Annotated in this window: 17 protein-coding genes; 8 read left to right on the top strand and 9 right to left on the bottom strand. The window is 54.3% G+C overall.

Annotated features, from left to right (window positions below):
• Positions 1 to 16: 16 nt before the first annotated feature.
• Together menA and rraA are read left to right on the top strand one after the other, a co-directional pair.
• The gene (gene menA, locus B3B59_RS17245) at positions 17 to 943 is read left to right on the top strand and encodes a 1,4-dihydroxy-2-naphthoate polyprenyltransferase (RefSeq protein WP_207293890.1); all 927 of its coding nucleotides are present in this window, start codon (positions 17 to 19) and stop codon (positions 941 to 943) included.
• A 92-nt stretch (positions 944 to 1,035) separates the two neighbouring features.
• Positions 1,036 to 1,521, top strand: a complete 486-nt coding sequence (rraA, locus tag B3B59_RS17240; protein WP_046886212.1) for a ribonuclease E activity regulator RraA — start codon at positions 1,036 to 1,038, stop codon at positions 1,519 to 1,521.
• Positions 1,522 to 1,559: 38 nt separating this feature from the next.
• Here the strand turns inward: rraA and B3B59_RS17235 are convergent, their stop codons facing one another.
• The 3 genes from B3B59_RS17235 to zapB all read right to left on the bottom strand — a co-directional run bounded on the left by B3B59_RS17235 (position 1,560) and on the right by zapB (position 2,944).
• Entirely contained in the window at positions 1,560 to 1,946 is a 387-nt protein-coding gene (locus B3B59_RS17235; protein WP_286809612.1) for a hypothetical protein, read from the bottom strand.
• The gene (locus B3B59_RS17230) at positions 1,943 to 2,611 is read right to left on the bottom strand and encodes a hypothetical protein (protein ID WP_046886210.1); all 669 of its coding nucleotides are present in this window, start codon (positions 2,609 to 2,611) and stop codon (positions 1,943 to 1,945) included. Before B3B59_RS17230 ends, B3B59_RS17235 begins: the two co-directional genes overlap by 4 nt.
• A gap of 93 nt (positions 2,612 to 2,704) precedes the next feature.
• On the bottom strand, positions 2,705 to 2,944 hold the full coding sequence (gene zapB / locus B3B59_RS17225; protein WP_040078018.1) for a septal ring assembly protein ZapB: 240 nt from the start codon (positions 2,942 to 2,944) through the stop codon (positions 2,705 to 2,707).
• A 400-nt stretch (positions 2,945 to 3,344) separates the two neighbouring features.
• Here zapB and B3B59_RS17220 point away from each other — a divergent pair, with 400 nt between their 5' ends.
• From B3B59_RS17220 to fpr, 4 genes are all read left to right on the top strand, one after another.
• Positions 3,345 to 4,190 (top strand): MIP/aquaporin family protein, encoded by an 846-nt coding sequence (locus B3B59_RS17220; RefSeq protein WP_040078017.1) that lies wholly within the window; start codon positions 3,345 to 3,347, stop codon positions 4,188 to 4,190.
• Positions 4,191 to 4,211: 21 nt separating this feature from the next.
• Positions 4,212 to 5,720, top strand: coding sequence for a glycerol kinase GlpK (gene glpK / locus B3B59_RS17215; RefSeq protein WP_040078016.1), 1,509 nt, complete (start codon positions 4,212 to 4,214; stop codon positions 5,718 to 5,720).
• A gap of 124 nt (positions 5,721 to 5,844) precedes the next feature.
• Positions 5,845 to 6,855: a class II fructose-bisphosphatase gene (gene glpX / locus B3B59_RS17210; protein WP_286809611.1), complete on the top strand. Its 1,011-nt coding sequence runs from the start codon at positions 5,845 to 5,847 to the stop codon at positions 6,853 to 6,855.
• A 95-nt stretch (positions 6,856 to 6,950) separates the two neighbouring features.
• On the top strand, positions 6,951 to 7,697 hold the full coding sequence (fpr, locus tag B3B59_RS17205) for a ferredoxin--NADP(+) reductase (protein ID WP_040078014.1): 747 nt from the start codon (positions 6,951 to 6,953) through the stop codon (positions 7,695 to 7,697).
• Here the strand turns inward: fpr and B3B59_RS17200 are convergent, their stop codons facing one another.
• Positions 7,698 to 8,117 (bottom strand): DUF805 domain-containing protein, encoded by a 420-nt coding sequence (locus tag B3B59_RS17200; RefSeq protein WP_040078013.1) that lies wholly within the window; start codon positions 8,115 to 8,117, stop codon positions 7,698 to 7,700.
• Positions 8,118 to 8,230: 113 nt separating this feature from the next.
• Here B3B59_RS17200 and B3B59_RS17195 point away from each other — a divergent pair, with 113 nt between their 5' ends.
• Positions 8,231 to 8,827 (top strand): DUF1454 family protein, encoded by a 597-nt coding sequence (locus B3B59_RS17195; RefSeq protein WP_207292636.1) that lies wholly within the window; start codon positions 8,231 to 8,233, stop codon positions 8,825 to 8,827.
• A 111-nt stretch (positions 8,828 to 8,938) separates the two neighbouring features.
• Positions 8,939 to 9,706, top strand: coding sequence for a triose-phosphate isomerase (tpiA, locus tag B3B59_RS17190; RefSeq protein WP_233804073.1), 768 nt, complete (start codon positions 8,939 to 8,941; stop codon positions 9,704 to 9,706).
• A 36-nt stretch (positions 9,707 to 9,742) separates the two neighbouring features.
• Here the strand turns inward: tpiA and B3B59_RS17185 are convergent, their stop codons facing one another.
• From B3B59_RS17185 to fieF, 5 genes are all read right to left on the bottom strand, one after another.
• A complete protein-coding gene (locus B3B59_RS17185) occupies positions 9,743 to 11,047 on the bottom strand; it encodes an SLC13 family permease (protein WP_286809610.1) in 1,305 nt (434 codons plus the stop codon).
• Between the two features lie 73 nt (positions 11,048 to 11,120).
• Positions 11,121 to 11,870, bottom strand: a complete 750-nt coding sequence (locus B3B59_RS17180; RefSeq protein WP_207292638.1) for a CDP-diacylglycerol diphosphatase — start codon at positions 11,868 to 11,870, stop codon at positions 11,121 to 11,123.
• 105 nt (positions 11,871 to 11,975) lie between these two features.
• The gene (locus B3B59_RS17175; RefSeq protein WP_286809609.1) at positions 11,976 to 12,965 is read right to left on the bottom strand and encodes a sulfate ABC transporter substrate-binding protein; all 990 of its coding nucleotides are present in this window, start codon (positions 12,963 to 12,965) and stop codon (positions 11,976 to 11,978) included.
• A 131-nt stretch (positions 12,966 to 13,096) separates the two neighbouring features.
• Entirely contained in the window at positions 13,097 to 14,059 is a 963-nt protein-coding gene (gene pfkA / locus B3B59_RS17170; RefSeq protein WP_040078006.1) for a 6-phosphofructokinase, read from the bottom strand.
• 165 nt (positions 14,060 to 14,224) lie between these two features.
• The gene (gene fieF, locus B3B59_RS17165) at positions 14,225 to 15,139 is read right to left on the bottom strand and encodes a CDF family cation-efflux transporter FieF (protein ID WP_040078004.1); all 915 of its coding nucleotides are present in this window, start codon (positions 15,137 to 15,139) and stop codon (positions 14,225 to 14,227) included.
• Positions 15,140 to 15,284 lie beyond the last annotated feature (145 nt).

The following is a 15,284-nucleotide window of genomic DNA, read 5'->3' as shown; positions in this document are numbered from 1 at the left end:
TTTTTATTGGCACATAATAACGATGACTGAAATCAGCCGTACGCAAGCCTGGCTAGAAAGCCTGCGCCCAAAGACTCTCCCCCTCGCCTTTGCTGCCATTGTGGTAGGCACGGCCCTCGCGTGGTGGCAGGGTCATTTTGATCCTCTTGTTGCCTTGCTGGCGTTGATTACCGCTGGCTTACTGCAAATTCTCTCTAACCTCGCCAACGACTATGGCGATGCCGTAAAAGGCAGCGACAAACCCGATCGTATCGGACCTTTGCGCGGCATGCAGAAAGGGGTCATTACTCAGGAACAGATGAAGCGAGCCCTGATTATCACCGTGGTGCTGATTTGTCTGTCCGGGCTGGCGCTGGTTTCGGTTGCATCAAAAACCTTTAGCGATTTTATCGGCTTTCTGGTGTTAGGTTTGCTCGCCATTATCGCGGCCATTACCTACACGGTTGGCACCCGACCTTATGGCTACATTGGTCTGGGCGATATTTCAGTGCTGGTCTTTTTCGGCTGGCTGAGCGTAATGGGCAGTTGGTATCTGCAGGCTCATACGCTGATTCCTGCGCTGTTCCTGCCGGCGACCGCCTGCGGTCTGCTGGCGACGGCAGTGCTGAATATTAATAACCTGCGTGATATCGACAGCGACCGCGTGAACGGCAAAAACACCCTGGCGGTGCGTTTAGGCCCGGTGAATGCCCGTCGCTACCACGCCTGCCTGCTGATCGGCGCGCTGGGTTGCCTGGCGTTATTCAACCTGATTTCGCTGCAGAGCGTGTGGGGCTGGCTGTTTATTCTGGCGGCGCCGCTGCTGATTAAACAGGCGCGTTATGTCATGCGCGAACAACGTGCAGAGGCCATGCCGCCGATGCTCGAACGTACTGTAAAAGGGGCGTTGCTGACTAACCTGTTGTTCGTTATCGGTATTGTGCTCAGTCAGACGCTGAGTTAACTGACAAATATCAATTAACAATTGATGATTTTGCCAACAATGCCTTTCGCGCGATATACTGAAATCACTCGCAGCAACAGAGCGTTAAGCCTATGAAATACGATACCTCCGAGCTTTGCGACATCTATCAGGAAGATGTCAACGTCGTGGAACCCCTGTTCTCCAATTTTGGTGGACGGTCGTCATTCGGCGGTCAAATCATCACGGTGAAATGTTTCGAGGACAACGGGTTGCTGTATGATCTGCTCGAACAGAACGGCCGTGGCCGTATTCTGCTGGTCGATGGCGGTGGCTCCGTGCGTCGTGCGTTAATCGATGCCGACCTGGCGCGTCTTGCCACGCAGAACGAATGGGAAGGGATTGTGGTCTACGGCTCCGTGCGCCAGGTGGACGATCTGGAAGACCTGGATATTGGCATCCAGGCTATCGCAGCCATTCCGGTGGGGGCAGCGGGTGATGGCATCGGCGAAAGCGATGTACGCGTCAATTTCGGCGGCGTTACCTTCTTCTCTGGCGATCATCTGTATGCCGACAATACCGGGATTATCCTTTCTGAGGATGCCCTGGATATTGAGTAACGAAAAAGGCCATCGGCAAACCGGATGGCCTTTTTCTTTTATTTGTCCTCACCCGATTCATATTGGGTGATACGAATTTCATACGTTCCCTTCCGCTCCTCGACAGCAATCCCCATCTGAACACGACGGTCGGGATAGCTATCAATATAAGCGTTGAGCTTTTCAGCTATCGACTGGATTTTATCCCCTTCAATATCCGTAAACGTAAGCGTACTGATCTGCAAGCCACTTCCCTCATCGGCGTGACGGGTGAAATACCAGTGCGATGCAAGCCTGGGTGCCTGCCTGAGCGGTTCAGGTGTTAATAAATAATATTGAAGAAAATCTCGTTGCGTGTATTCCTCATCCATGAAGGAACGCGTCATTAAAAGACAATAAAGCATCGCCAGCGCAGAGAACGTTAAAATAAGGAAATATTTCTTCATATGCGCAATTCACGAATGATATGGGGATCGGCCACTGGCTCGATCAATGACATAAAAGCCGGCAGGCTCCCAGAGTAGGGTTGGTGTGTACAGCTTGTATCGGCTGGGTCAGGGAAAAGTAAAGGGAGCACGCTTTTATTCTTAAACTGTCCAACTGGACCATAATAATCCCAGATACGCCATGCCTGCTCTTTGGGACATATATGAAGAAAAGAAGTGTAATCCGTGTAGTCCACTGCCTGGCAAAAGCCGAACAGATTGGAAACTAAATCCTCTGCACTGTATCCGCTGTCGGTTATGACGACATACGGCCAAAAGGCCTGTAATGACTCAAACTGATGTGAAGTACTCATAAAGATGGATAACGCGACCCCCTTTAATACCCTGTCACTCAGCCCTCTTCTCACTAAGAAGCCTCGGTATATACCTGTAGTAGACTGAGCCCCCCACCATTTTTTCGACATACTCTGATGGTAGGTCACTTCAAACCATTCATTATCTCCACCGCGCCGCATCGTCATTTGTTGCCATAAACGTTCGGCTCCAGCGGGATTGGCGTGCCCCAAATCGATCCACCCTAAATTTTCCGTATAAATGAGACCGTACTGAGATTCCCGGGTGATATATCTGTCAGTGTTATCAATAATATCGCTTCGTTTCGTCATCTCGCGTTCCGTGTGAGTTGTCGTATCAAGCGAATCTATTTCGATAAAATAAAAAAGGCACGCATTTAGCGTGCCTTTTGTACGAATTCGGAATTACACTTCTTCCATACGTCCCAGCAGTGCCTGCAGACGATCCTGCCAGCCACTCTGCTGTTCGCGCAGCTGGTTGTTTTCACGCTCCAGCTCTTCACGACCGTGCTGTGCAGCCTGAACATCCTGCGCCAGCGCGTTGTTTTTTTCTTTCAGCTCTTCAATTTCCATCTGCAGCAGCGTGATGGTGTCAATCGCCTGCTGTACTTTCGATTCCAGTTTCTCAAACACTTCTAAAGACATGATCCTACCTCTCCTGAATTGCAAGGCGACGCTTCAATGTAAACGCGCAAGACATATGTTCCGATTGTATGGAGCGCCGTCGCCCCTGTCCAGCGGCAAGCCGCGTAGATCGCGGTTTGACACACTTTTCGGCCTCGTCCTGGTGCATTCGCGTCACCTACCCCTTAATTGTTAATACTTTAGTTAACAAAATGGTCCATCTCATACACCAGACTTATCCTTAAATGCGCTTCATGGCGCGAAAACGCTCATTTTATTGACGCAGCACACACATTTTAAGTTCGATATTTCTCGTTTTTGCTCGTTAACGATAAATTAACACTGTGTCTACAGGACATGGTGGTCAGCGCTAAGCTGACCGCGCTAACAATAACCATTAATTATTCTTCAGGATCCGATTATGAGTGAAACATCAACCTTAAAAGGCCAGTGCATTGCCGAGTTCCTTGGTACCGGGTTGTTGATTTTCTTCGGAGTGGGATGCGTCGCTGCACTGAAAGTGGCAGGTGCCAGTTTCGGGCAGTGGGAAATCAGTATTATCTGGGGTCTGGGTGTGGCGATGGCCATTTACCTGACTGCAGGGGTATCTGGTGCACATCTTAATCCGGCGGTGACCATCGCGCTGTGGCTGTTTGCGTGCTTTGATGGACGCAAAGTGGCTCCGTTTATTCTTTCGCAATTTGCCGGCGCGTTTTGCGCAGCGGCATTAGTTTACGGGCTTTATTACAATCTTTTCATCGACTTCGAGCAGACGCACCACATGGTGCGCGGCAGTGCCGAAAGTCTGGATCTGGCGGGAATTTTCTCCACTTATCCGAACCCGCACATCAATTTCGTGCAGGCCTTCGCGGTTGAAATGGTGATTACCGCTATTCTGATGGGCGTCATTATGGCGCTGGGTGATGACGGCAACGGCATTCCACGCGGGCCGCTGGCACCGCTGCTGATTGGTTTGTTAATTGCGGTAATTGGTGCCTCAATGGGGCCACTGACCGGCTTCGCCATGAACCCGGCGCGCGATCTGGGACCCAAAACCTTCGCCTTCTTCGCGGGCTGGGGCAGTGTGGCCTTTACCGGTGCTAAAGACATTCCTTACTTCCTGGTGCCGCTGTTCGGCCCTATCGTCGGGGCTTCTCTTGGGGCGTTCGGCTATCGTAAGCTGATTGGCCGCCACCTGCCGTGCGACACCTGCGTAGTTGAGGAGAAAGACACCGCCTCTGCTACTGAATCAAAAGCTTCGCTGTAATCTGACTACGGGACTCTAAACATGACCGACAAAAAATATATCGTTGCGCTCGACCAGGGCACTACCAGCTCCCGCGCTGTCGTAATGGATCATGACGCGAATATCGTCAGTGTTTCACAGCGCGAATTTGAACAAATTTACCCGCGTCCAGGCTGGGTGGAACACGACCCGATGGAGATCTGGGCATCACAAAGCTCTACCCTGGTAGAAGTGCTGGCGAAAGCCGATATCAGTTCCGATGAAATTGCCGCGATCGGCATTACTAACCAGCGCGAAACTGCCATTGTCTGGGAGCGCGAGACCGGTAAGCCGATTTACAACGCCATCGTCTGGCAGTGCCGTCGTACCTCCGAGATCTGCGAAAAACTGAAGCGCGACGGCATGGAAGAGTACATCCGCAGCGCTACCGGCCTGGTGGTTGACCCTTACTTCTCTGGCACCAAGGTGAAGTGGATTCTGGATCACGTAGAAGGCTCACGCGAGCGGGCAAAACGCGGTGAATTGCTGTTCGGCACCGTCGATACCTGGCTTATCTGGAAGATGACCCAGGGGCGCGTTCACGTTACCGACTACACCAACGCCTCGCGTACCATGCTGTTTAACATTCACGATCTGGACTGGGACGATAAGCTCCTGGATGCGTTGGATATCCCGCGCGCCATGCTGCCGCAGGTGCGTAAATCATCAGAAGTGTACGGCCAGACCAATATTGGCGGTAAAGGTGGCACCCGTATTCCTATCGCCGGCATTGCCGGGGACCAACAGGCGGCGCTGTTTGGCCAGCTGTGCGTCAAAGAAGGGATGGCTAAGAACACCTACGGCACCGGCTGCTTTATGCTGATGAACACCGGCGAGAAGGCGGTGAAGTCTGAGCACGGCCTGCTGACCACCATCGCCTGCGGTCCACGCGGCGAAGTGAACTACGCCCTGGAAGGGGCCGTGTTCATGGCAGGGGCATCCATTCAGTGGCTGCGCGACGAAATGAAGCTCATCAGCGATGCCTTCGACTCAGAATATTTCGCCACCAAGGTGAAAGACACCAACGGCGTGTACGTGGTGCCGGCATTTACCGGGCTGGGCGCCCCTTACTGGGATCCGTATGCCCGCGGTGCGATTTTCGGCCTGACGCGTGGCGTGAACTCGAACCACATTATTCGTGCCACGCTGGAGTCCATTGCCTACCAGACGCGCGACGTACTGGAAGCGATGCAGGCTGACTCCGGCATTCGTCTGCACGCGCTGCGTGTCGATGGCGGCGCGGTTGCCAACAACTTCCTGATGCAGTTCCAGTCCGATATCCTCGGCACCCGCGTAGAGCGCCCGGAAGTGCGTGAAGTAACCGCGCTGGGTGCGGCTTATCTGGCTGGTCTGGCCGTCGGCTTCTGGCAGAACCTCGATGAGCTGCAAGAAAAAGCGGTAATTGAACGTGAATTCCGCCCGGGTATCGAAACTACCGAGCGTAACTACCGTTACAGCGGCTGGAAAAAAGCGGTGAAACGCGCTCTGGCGTGGGAAGAGCACGACGAGTAATCCTCTATTCCCTCTCCCATCGGGAGAGGGTCAGGGTGAGGGGCGCAGACTGCACCGGTCTCCGCCCCCCTTCCCACTCTGTGATAAACTTCGTGCAATTCCTTTTTGATTGTACGAGTCCCTCATGAAACGTGAACTTGCTATCGAGTTTTCCCGCGTCACCGAAGCTGCCGCGCTCGCAGGCTATAAATGGCTGGGCCGTGGCGACAAAAATACCGCCGACGGCGCTGCCGTCCACGCGATGCGCATTGTACTTAACCAGGTCAACATCGACGGCACCATCGTGATTGGCGAAGGTGAAATCGACGAAGCGCCCATGCTCTACATCGGCGAAAAGGTCGGTACTGGCAATGGCGACGCGGTTGATATCGCCGTCGACCCGATTGAAGGCACCCGCATGACCGCCATGGGGCAGGCCAATGCGCTGGCTGTGCTGGCCGTGGGGGATAAGGGCTCGTTTCTCAATGCGCCCGATATGTACATGGAAAAGCTGATTGTGGGTCCAGGGGCAAAAGGCGCCATTGACCTCACTCTGCCGCTGGAAGATAACCTGCGTAACGTCGCCGCCGCGCTGGGTAAATCTCTCAGTGAACTGACCGTCACCATTCTCGCGAAACCGCGTCACGACGCCACCATTAAGCAGCTACAGCAGCTGGGCGTGCGCGTTTTTGCCATTCCGGATGGCGATGTGGCCGCGTCGATCCTTACCTGCATGCCTGATAGCGAAGTGGATGTCATGTACGGTATTGGTGGCGCACCGGAAGGGGTCATCTCTGCAGCCGTCATTCGCGCGCTGGATGGCGATATGCAGGGCCGCCTGCTGGCACGTCATGATGTGAAGGGCGATACTGAAGAGAACCGCCGTATCGGCGAAGAGGAGCTGGCCCGCTGTGCCGCAATGGGCATCCAGGCCAACGCCGTACTGCAGCTGGATGACATGGCACGCAACGACAACGTTATCTTCTCGGCAACCGGCATTACCAAAGGCGATCTGCTGGATGGCATAACGCGCAAAGGCAATATGGCCACAACCGAAACCCTGCTGATCCGCGGTAAATCACGCACCATCCGCCGGATCCAATCTATTCATTACCTCGACCGTAAAGATCCAAACGTCCAGACGCACATTCTGTAAACCGTTTGATCAAACGAGCTTTCCAGCCGCAACAGGCTGGAAATCTCCGCGATGAGGAAGGAAGATAAAGACAGATATTTGCACAGGAGAAGACCATGGCGGAGTGGGTAACAGCGAAAGTCACCAGGAACACGTTCTGGACCGATGCACTATTTAGTCTTACCGTTCATGCCCCTGTTCACCCCTTTAAGGCCGGGCAATTCGCCAAGCTGGGGCTGGAGATCGACGGTGAACGCGTGCAGCGCGCCTATTCTTACGTTAACGCGCCTGACAATCCCGACCTTGAGTTCTATCTCGTCACCGTGCCCGATGGCAAGCTAAGCCCTCGCCTCGCGGCGCTGAAACCGGGCGATGAAGTGCTGATTGTGAGTGAAGCGGCGGGTTTCTTTGTCCTCGAAGAGATCCCGGACTGCGACACGCTATGGATGCTGGCAACCGGCACGGCCATCGGCCCTTATCTCTCTATTTTGCAGTACGGCCAGGATCTGGAGCGCTTCAAAAATATCGTGCTGGTGCATGCCGCTCGCTATGCCGCAGATTTGAGCTATTTACCCCTGATGCAGGAGCTGCAAAAGCGCTACGAAGGGAAGTTAACCATTCAGACCGTCGTCAGCCGCGAAACGGTTGCTGGCTCGCTTACCGGACGCGTACCGGCGTTAATCAAGAGTGGTGAACTGGAAAACGCCGTTGGCCTGCCGATGACGGCGGAAACCAGCCATGTGATGCTGTGCGGCAACCCGCAGATGGTGCGCGACACCCAGCAATTACTGAAAGAGACCCGGCAGATGGCGAAACACCTTCGCCGCCGACCGGGCCATATGACCGCAGAACACTACTGGTAATCAGCGAAACTTCACGTCCTGCGTCTCTTTACCATACTTATTCTCGCTCTGGGTGCCCACAAAGGCACCCAGGTCGATAATGATCATTACAAAGAGAATGGTCGGTAACAGGCGCCCCACCACCCAGGGTAACATTGACGGCAGCATCGACCAGTTTCCCGCCAGCAGCATCCACGCCAGTATCACCAGCAACGCCCATAGCCCAGAGCGACCGCGATCGTGCAGACGTTTTACCACCACCGATGCCGTAGGCCAGAGCAGGCACACCAGCGCAAAGGCCGCAGTCTGGGTCGTCAGCCAGGCGTTATACGCTGCGGCAAATAAGATCAGCATGGCGGCAATCCACGCGCCAATCCAGATCCAGAAATCACGGCGGCCTATCCGCCCTTTGAAGGAGAACAACCACTGCTGTAGGGTCATGTAAGATTCCTGATTATTATCGCGACGCGTAGTTTAACCTGGAGCCGCATCTTTTTGACAAGCCAGGCGGATACCGTTTTAATCGTGTGCAGTAATAATTTGGGGTTTTATCGATGAAGATGTGGTTTCACCTTGTTTGGCTCTCTTTAACGCTGCTTAGCGCGGGCTTCTCCGTACGCGCTGCCCAAACCCCTGCGCCCGCGACTGCACCCTATGTCATGCCTGGGGCGCCCTCTTTTGATCAGTCTATTAGCCAGTTCCGCGAAACCTTTAATAGCAACAATCCTAAGCTGCCGCTCAATGAATTTCGCGCCATCGATGGTGCGCGCGATACGCCCAATCTCACCCGTGCTGCCAGCAAGATAAACGAGAACCTGTATGCTTCCACGGCGCTGGAACGCGGTACGCTGAAAATCAAAAGTATGCAGGTGACCTGGCTTCCCATTCAGGGGCCAGAGCAGAAAGCGGCAAAAGCGAAAGCGCTGGAATACATGAGTGCCATACTGCGGGCCTTTACCCCGGCGCTGACCAAAATTCAGAGTCAGCAAAAATTGCAAAAGCTACTCACCGCCGGCAAGAGTAAACGCTATTACGCCGAGACAGAGGGCGCGGTTCGCTATGTTGTGGCAGATAACGGCGAAAAAGGCCTGACCTTCGCCGTTGAACCGATTAAGCTGGCGTTATCTGAGTCACTTGGCGGGGCTAATTAATGACGAAAAGCAAAGCCTTTCGGGTGAAAATCTCTATACTGATTCACAGACCATGCTGCCCGGAAGGGTGGCCATATTCCTTAATTCGCTGACTAAGCGTGGAGAATTGAAATGCGACATCCTTTAGTGATGGGTAACTGGAAACTGAACGGCAGCCGCCACATGGTAAACGAACTGGTTGCTAACCTGCGTACAGAGCTGGCTGGCGTGACCGGCTGTGCTGTTGCAATCGCTCCGCCGGATATGTATCTGGACCTGGCTAAACGCGCTGCTGACGGCAGCCACATCGTGCTGGGCGCGCAGAACGTTGACGTTAACCTGTCTGGCGCATTCACCGGTGAAACGTCCGCTGAAATGCTGAAAGATATCGGCGCGAAATACATCATCATTGGCCACTCTGAGCGTCGTACCTATCACAAAGAGTCTGATGAGTTTATCGCTAAGAAATTCGCTGTGCTGAAAGAGCAGGGTCTGATTCCGGTTCTGTGCATTGGCGAAACCGAAGCAGAAAACGAAGCGGGCAAAACCGAAGAAGTTTGCGCACGTCAGATCGACGCGGTGCTGAAGTCTCAGGGCGCAGCGGCCTTTGAAGGCGCGGTTATCGCTTACGAGCCAGTCTGGGCGATCGGTACTGGCAAATCCGCAACGCCTGCACAGGCTCAGGCAGTTCACAAATTCATTCGCGACCACATTGCCAAAGCCGATGCGAAAATCGCTGAGCAGGTAATCATTCAGTACGGCGGTTCCGTGAACGCAGCGAATGCGGCAGAGCTGTTCACCCAGCCGGATATCGACGGTGCACTGGTTGGCGGTGCCTCTCTGAAAGCAGACGCCTTCGCAGTGATCGTGAAAGCGGCTGAAGCAGCAAAACAGGCCTAAAAGCCTTTTTCCTCTCCCCCAACGGGGAGAGGAAACCTAGATTTTTCCCAGCAGGCTAAACCACAGATAATCCAGCGGCAGCAGAATCAGCCAGGTTGCCAACGCCAGCGCAATACAGAGCAACATCCCCGCCTTTGCCGGCACTTTTCCCAGCCCCATCGCAACCACAATCGGCGACGCCTGATACGGCAGCAGCGGCGTGGAGTAGCCCAGCACCTGGATCATAATCACCGACAGCAGCGGAAAGCCGGTGGCATCTGAGAAACTCTGCGCCAGAGTGGTATAGAGCGCAGGAACGCCGTTAGCGGTCATGATAAAGTTCAACGCGGTAGTAATGCCCGTCAGCGCCAGGAAGCTGGTGAAGGGGCTCTCTTTGTCCAGCGGCATCACCTGCAATAGCGCCTCGCCGACCGCGTTGCCGATACCGGTTTGAGTGACGGTGATCGCCAGACCCAGGATACCCGCCACATAGATGCAGGTGCGCATATTCACTCCGGCAGAAAACTCTTCACCGGTGATAAAACCAACACGCGGAAGCATCACGATCACGGCCGCCGCCAGCCCGGTCCAGGCGGGCCCAATGCCGTGCCAGCTCTCGCTTACCCACATCACCAGTACAGCTGCCAGTAGCCATGCCAGGCGCTTCTCATCTCGTCCCATGGGCTCTGACGGCGCCAGATTCTGGGGCGGCTTTGGCGCACCGGGGAACAGCCAGCAAATGAGGCCGATCAGAATCACTCCTTTCAGAATGCCAAGCACCGGGGTATGCAGTAGCAGATACGGCACATAGTTGAGGTGGATGCCATACGACCCCTCCGCTGCGCCGCTCATCACCAGGTTCGGCACGTTAGCAGGCAGGATGGTCGCCGAAAGCTGGAAGGTGCCAAATCCCACCGCCAGCGCCAGGCCAAACCATGCTCGTGAACCGTCTGCAATCCCCGCGCGCTTCGCCATCGCCGCCACAATAGGCATCAGCAGCGCAATACGGCCCATATTGGAGGGCATCACGAACGCCAGCGCATAACTTAATAGCACCACGCTCGCTACCATCAGCATCCAGGAGTCGGTCAATTTAGTCGAGAGTGCTCTCGCCGCCCTGTCTGCCAGCCCGGTTTTGCGGATAGCGACACCAAGCACAAATCCACTGAAAACCAGCCAGAAGGCCGACGAAGCGAAACCGCCAAAAATAACCTCAGGCGGCGCGATTTTGGCGGTCATCGCTGCGGTAAAGAAGAGCAGCGCGGTAATAAATTCTGGTAGAAGGGAGGTGGCCCAGAGCACGATGGTGATGCCAACAATGATCGAGGGCAGGAACAGAGGGTGAGTAAACCAGAGCGACATACCTGTCTCCTGTCGTTTTTTTCAGCAAGTCTACGGCGACAGGCAGCCAGAGACAACGCTATTTATGGTGGGGTCACTGCAGAATATCGCATTGATGATCCTGTAATTCTTCCGCGGATGCGCGGTTAAGCAGTAGCAGGTTGCGCTCGGTCGCCAGCAGGACAAAGGAGCCGTCAGCCTGCTGTGCCATCGCCAGTGCAAAGCGCCCCATGTGGTTGCGCGCTTCCGGCACCTCTTCCGCCAGCATCAAAAAGGGGCTGCGTTTGACCAGTTCGTTTTCCGTCACCCGACGTGCCAAATAGTCGTGCCCCGCCAGCCCGCCGGGAAAGGGAAGCCACTGAGTACTGATTTGCGCCTGATGCGTATCAAGCTTGATGCGCACGTCCGGGCGCAGGCAAGAGATATGAATATGGAAGTGGTTTTGCGTACGCCCGGTTGGCGAATTAATGGTGAGCGAGACGGCGCTGGCGGGCACCTCCGCGCCGCGTTTACGGCTCATAAAATTGCGCGCCTGCCATGCCAGCCAGAAGAAATTAGGCGTATGGGGCTCCAGCAGTAGCGGGCTTTCGGTACCCTTGATGCGATAAGTGGGCATCAGCAGATACTGTAAGGGACCGTTACGATCTTTGAATACCACGTAGCCTGCATCCGTTTTCACCTGCTCGCAGGGCGCGGGCTGGCGATGCTGCTGCTGGTTGGGTACGCACTGCTCAAGCACGATGTGACGAAGGGCATCCGGGTTGCCCGCCTTCATCCAGAACCCAACGCCTGCAGCGCCGACAATGACCACCAGCACCAGTAAGATAAGCCCTGCTCTTTTCATCTCGCGTTCCCTGTTTTGACCAGAAGAAGAGAGTAACGCAAAAAAGTGACCAATAAAAAACCCGGCGGATTTCTCACGCCGGGTCATCGCCTTTTCCGCCAGATCTTAGCGTTTGCTGATCTGGTCGAAGGTACCACCGTTGGAGAAGTGGTCCTTCTGCGCCTTCGCCCAGCCGCCGAACACATCGTCAATGGTGAAGAGCTTCAGTTTCGGGAAGGTGCTTTCATATTTCTTCGCCATAGCCTCATCACGCGGGCGATAGTAGTTCTTCGCCGCAATCTCCTGCCCTTCCGGGGTGTAGAGATATTTCAGATAGGCCTCCGCTACCGCTTTGGTCCCCTTCTTCTCGACCACTTTGTCGACCACAGAGACGGTCGGCTCGGCCAGAATTGACTCGCCCGGGGTCACAATTTCAAACTTGTCTTTACCCAGTTCGTTGGTCGCCAGCAGGGCTTCGTTTTCCCAGGCAATCAGCACATCGCCAATACCCCGTTCAACAAAGGTGTTGGTTGCGCCACGTGCGCCGGAGTCCAGCACTTCCACGTTTTTAAACAACGCCTTCACGAAATCCTGCGCTTTTGCCTGGTCATTGTTGTTGTGATGAAGGGCATAACCCCACGCAGCCAGGTAGTTCCAGCGTGCGCCACCGGAGCTTTTCGGATTTGGCGTGATAACAGAAACGCCCGGTTTAACCAGATCGTTCCAGTCGTGAATCTGTTTCGGGTTACCTTTGCGTACCAGGAACACGATGGTAGAGGTGTAAGGGGCGGAGTTATCCGGCAGGCGTTTGATCCAGTTCTTATCAATACGACCACGCTCTGCAATGGCGTCCACGTCATAGGCCAGCGCCAGGGTGACCACGTCGGCTTCAATACCGTTGATGACGGACGTAGCTTGCTTACCTGAGCCACCGTGAGACTGACGGATCACGACATTATCGCCAGTTTCCTGTTTCCAGTGTGCCGCGAAGGCCTTGTTGTACTGTTCGTACAGTTCACGCGTCGGGTCGTACGACACGTTCAGTAACTGGATATCCTTAGCCAGAACGCTGGTCGAAGCCAGCAATAATGTTAAACCTACGCTCCACTTATTCATCGCCCAACTCTCTAATGTGATATTTGATGAGTGAAGCGTGCCAGAAAGCGGACCATTGATTAAAGAATAAAAAAAGATTGGTTATAGCGGTGAGGAATAAAAGCCCTCTCCGGACGGAGAGGGCCAGAGGATTAATACAGTTTTTTCGCGCAGTCTAACCAGTCACCTTTGAACGGACGCTTCATATTTTCAATTGCGTCGATGATGTCATGGTGAACCAGTTTTTCGTTCTGAATACCGACGCAGCGGCCACCGTGGCCCTGCAGCAGCAGATCGATCGCATATGCGCCCATGCGGGACGCCAGGATACGGTCGTATGGCCCTGGGGAGCCGCCGCGCTGGATGTGGCCCAGTACGGTCGCACGGGTTTCGCGCTTGGTTTCGGTTTCGATGTACTTCGCCAGTTCATCTACATCACAGATGTGCTCAGTGATGGCTACGATGGCGTGCTTCTTACCTTTCGCGATACCGGCTTTGATTTCTGCTACCAGGTCTTCACGGCTGAATTCCACTTCCGGCACTACGACGAACTCACACCCCCCCGCGATGGCCGCAGCCAGCGTCAGGTCGCCACAGTAGCGGCCCATCACTTCAACGATGGAGATACGCTGGTGGGAAGAGGAGGTGTCACGCAGGCGGTCAATCGCTTCAACGACGGTACCCAGTGCGGTGAAGAAACCGATGGTGTAGTCGGTACCTTTAATGTCGTTATCGATGGTGCCCGGCAGACCGATGCACGGGAAGCCCATTTCAGTGAGACGTTTTGCCCCCATGTAGGAGCCATCGCCCCCGATAACAACCAGTGCGTCCAGGCCGCGCTTCTTCATGTTTTCGATCGCCACTTCACGGATGCGATCATCGCGGAACTCAGGGAAACGTGCAGACCCCAGGAAGGTGCCGCCACGGTTAATCATATCGGACACGCTGTAGCGGTCGAGTTGCACCATGCGATCTTCATACAGGCCCAGATAACCATCATAGATACCAAAAACTTCCAGACCTTCCGTCAACGCTGCACGGACTACACCACGAATTGCCGCGTTCATGCCCGGCGCATCACCGCCGCTTGTCAACACACCGATTTTCTTAATCATGACTACCTCTGAACTTAGGAATGCAAAAATGAAATCTGTTGCCGGAAGACGTCTGGCGACCAATTTATACTGCAAATAGTATATCAATCACTTCCGGCTGAATTGATTCAGGTCAGACCCAATGGCGGTAATTTATCCACAAAATGCTGGCCTGGCTCACTTTTTTTACAACGAATTACGAAAGCTCAAATGGTCATTGCCTGACCTGGGTACGACTGAGCAGGGATCCTGATGAATAATGACATCTGAGCCCGGGAAACGCTGCAAAATCGCCTGCTCGACCTGCTCAGCCACCAGATGGGCCTGAACAAGCGGCAGGTTATCTTCCATTTCCAAATGAATCTGTATAAAGCGGGTCGGCCCTGACTGCCGCGTGCGAAGATCGTGCGCCCCGCTGACGCCGGGCCAGGAGATCACGATTTCAAAGATTTCTTGCCGTTCTGCGTCGGGAAGTGCCCGGTCCAGAAGCGCTTGTACCGCTTCATAGCCCATGCGTAACGCACAATATAAAATATACACCCCGATACCTAACGCGAATATTGCATCGGCCCGGTGCCACCCGTACCAGGCGAGACCGAGTGCAATAAGAATAGCGCCATTCATCATAACATCAGACTGATAATGAAGCATATCTGCCCGTACCGCCTGGCTTTGCGTTTTTCGCACCACCCAGCGCTGGAACGTAACAAGAACTAATGTGCTAATAAGCGCGATAACCGTCACCCCAACGCCTACGCCCGGATCTTTCATCGGCGTTGGGTTGAAAAGATGCTGGATGCCGGTCAAAAAGAGAAACAGCGCCGAACCCGAAATAAACATACTTTGCGCCAGCGCGGCAAGGGATTCTGCCTTACCGTGGCCAAAGGTATGTTCTTCGTCTGCGGGTTGCAGCGAGTAGCGCACCACCAGAAGGTTGGTGAGCGAGGCGGCAATATCCACCAGCGAGTCTACCAGTGCCGCCAGAATACTGACCGAGCCGGTGTACCACCACGCGAAAATTTTTATCAGCAGTAATCCCGACGCCATAATCGTCGCTGCGATTGCCGCCCGGCTTACAAGCCGTCCATAGGATTGATTCATAAACACTCCTGTCATGACATGCCGCTAGTATAACGGATGCAGGGGAGCCAATAAGATGAATAAAAAGTTAACGCGCGCGAATTTCAGGCAAAAAAAACCCCCACATCATGTGGGGGAAGACAGGGATGGTGTCTATGGCAAGGAA

The organism is Leclercia sp. UBA2479, assembly GCF_002341985.1.
In the GTDB taxonomy this organism is placed as follows: domain Bacteria; phylum Pseudomonadota; class Gammaproteobacteria; order Enterobacterales; family Enterobacteriaceae; genus Enterobacter; species Enterobacter pneumoniae.
The sequence above is the reverse complement of the archived record's forward strand: the minus strand, read 5'-3'. Positions and strand labels throughout refer to the sequence as shown.

Coding starts and splice junctions, on each gene's coding strand:
- rraA (WP_046886212.1), top strand. CDS start 1,036: ATGAAATACGATACCTCCGAGCTTTGCGACATCTATCAGGAAGATGTC.
- B3B59_RS17235 (WP_286809612.1), bottom strand. CDS start 1,946: ATGAAGAAATATTTCCTTATTTTAACGTTCTCTGCGCTGGCGATGCTT.
- B3B59_RS17230 (WP_046886210.1), bottom strand. CDS start 2,611: ATGACGAAACGAAGCGATATTATTGATAACACTGACAGATATATCACC.
- zapB (WP_040078018.1), bottom strand. CDS start 2,944: ATGTCTTTAGAAGTGTTTGAGAAACTGGAATCGAAAGTACAGCAGGCG.
- B3B59_RS17220 (WP_040078017.1), top strand. CDS start 3,345: ATGAGTGAAACATCAACCTTAAAAGGCCAGTGCATTGCCGAGTTCCTT.
- glpK (WP_040078016.1), top strand. CDS start 4,212: ATGACCGACAAAAAATATATCGTTGCGCTCGACCAGGGCACTACCAGC.
- glpX (WP_286809611.1), top strand. CDS start 5,845: ATGAAACGTGAACTTGCTATCGAGTTTTCCCGCGTCACCGAAGCTGCC.
- fpr (WP_040078014.1), top strand. CDS start 6,951: ATGGCGGAGTGGGTAACAGCGAAAGTCACCAGGAACACGTTCTGGACC.
- B3B59_RS17200 (WP_040078013.1), bottom strand. CDS start 8,117: ATGACCCTACAGCAGTGGTTGTTCTCCTTCAAAGGGCGGATAGGCCGC.
- B3B59_RS17195 (WP_207292636.1), top strand. CDS start 8,231: ATGAAGATGTGGTTTCACCTTGTTTGGCTCTCTTTAACGCTGCTTAGC.
- tpiA (WP_233804073.1), top strand. CDS start 8,939: ATGCGACATCCTTTAGTGATGGGTAACTGGAAACTGAACGGCAGCCGC.
- B3B59_RS17185 (WP_286809610.1), bottom strand. CDS start 11,047: ATGTCGCTCTGGTTTACTCACCCTCTGTTCCTGCCCTCGATCATTGTT.
- B3B59_RS17180 (WP_207292638.1), bottom strand. CDS start 11,870: ATGAAAAGAGCAGGGCTTATCTTACTGGTGCTGGTGGTCATTGTCGGC.
- B3B59_RS17175 (WP_286809609.1), bottom strand. CDS start 12,965: ATGAATAAGTGGAGCGTAGGTTTAACATTATTGCTGGCTTCGACCAGC.
- pfkA (WP_040078006.1), bottom strand. CDS start 14,059: ATGATTAAGAAAATCGGTGTGTTGACAAGCGGCGGTGATGCGCCGGGC.
- fieF (WP_040078004.1), bottom strand. CDS start 15,139: ATGAATCAATCCTATGGACGGCTTGTAAGCCGGGCGGCAATCGCAGCG.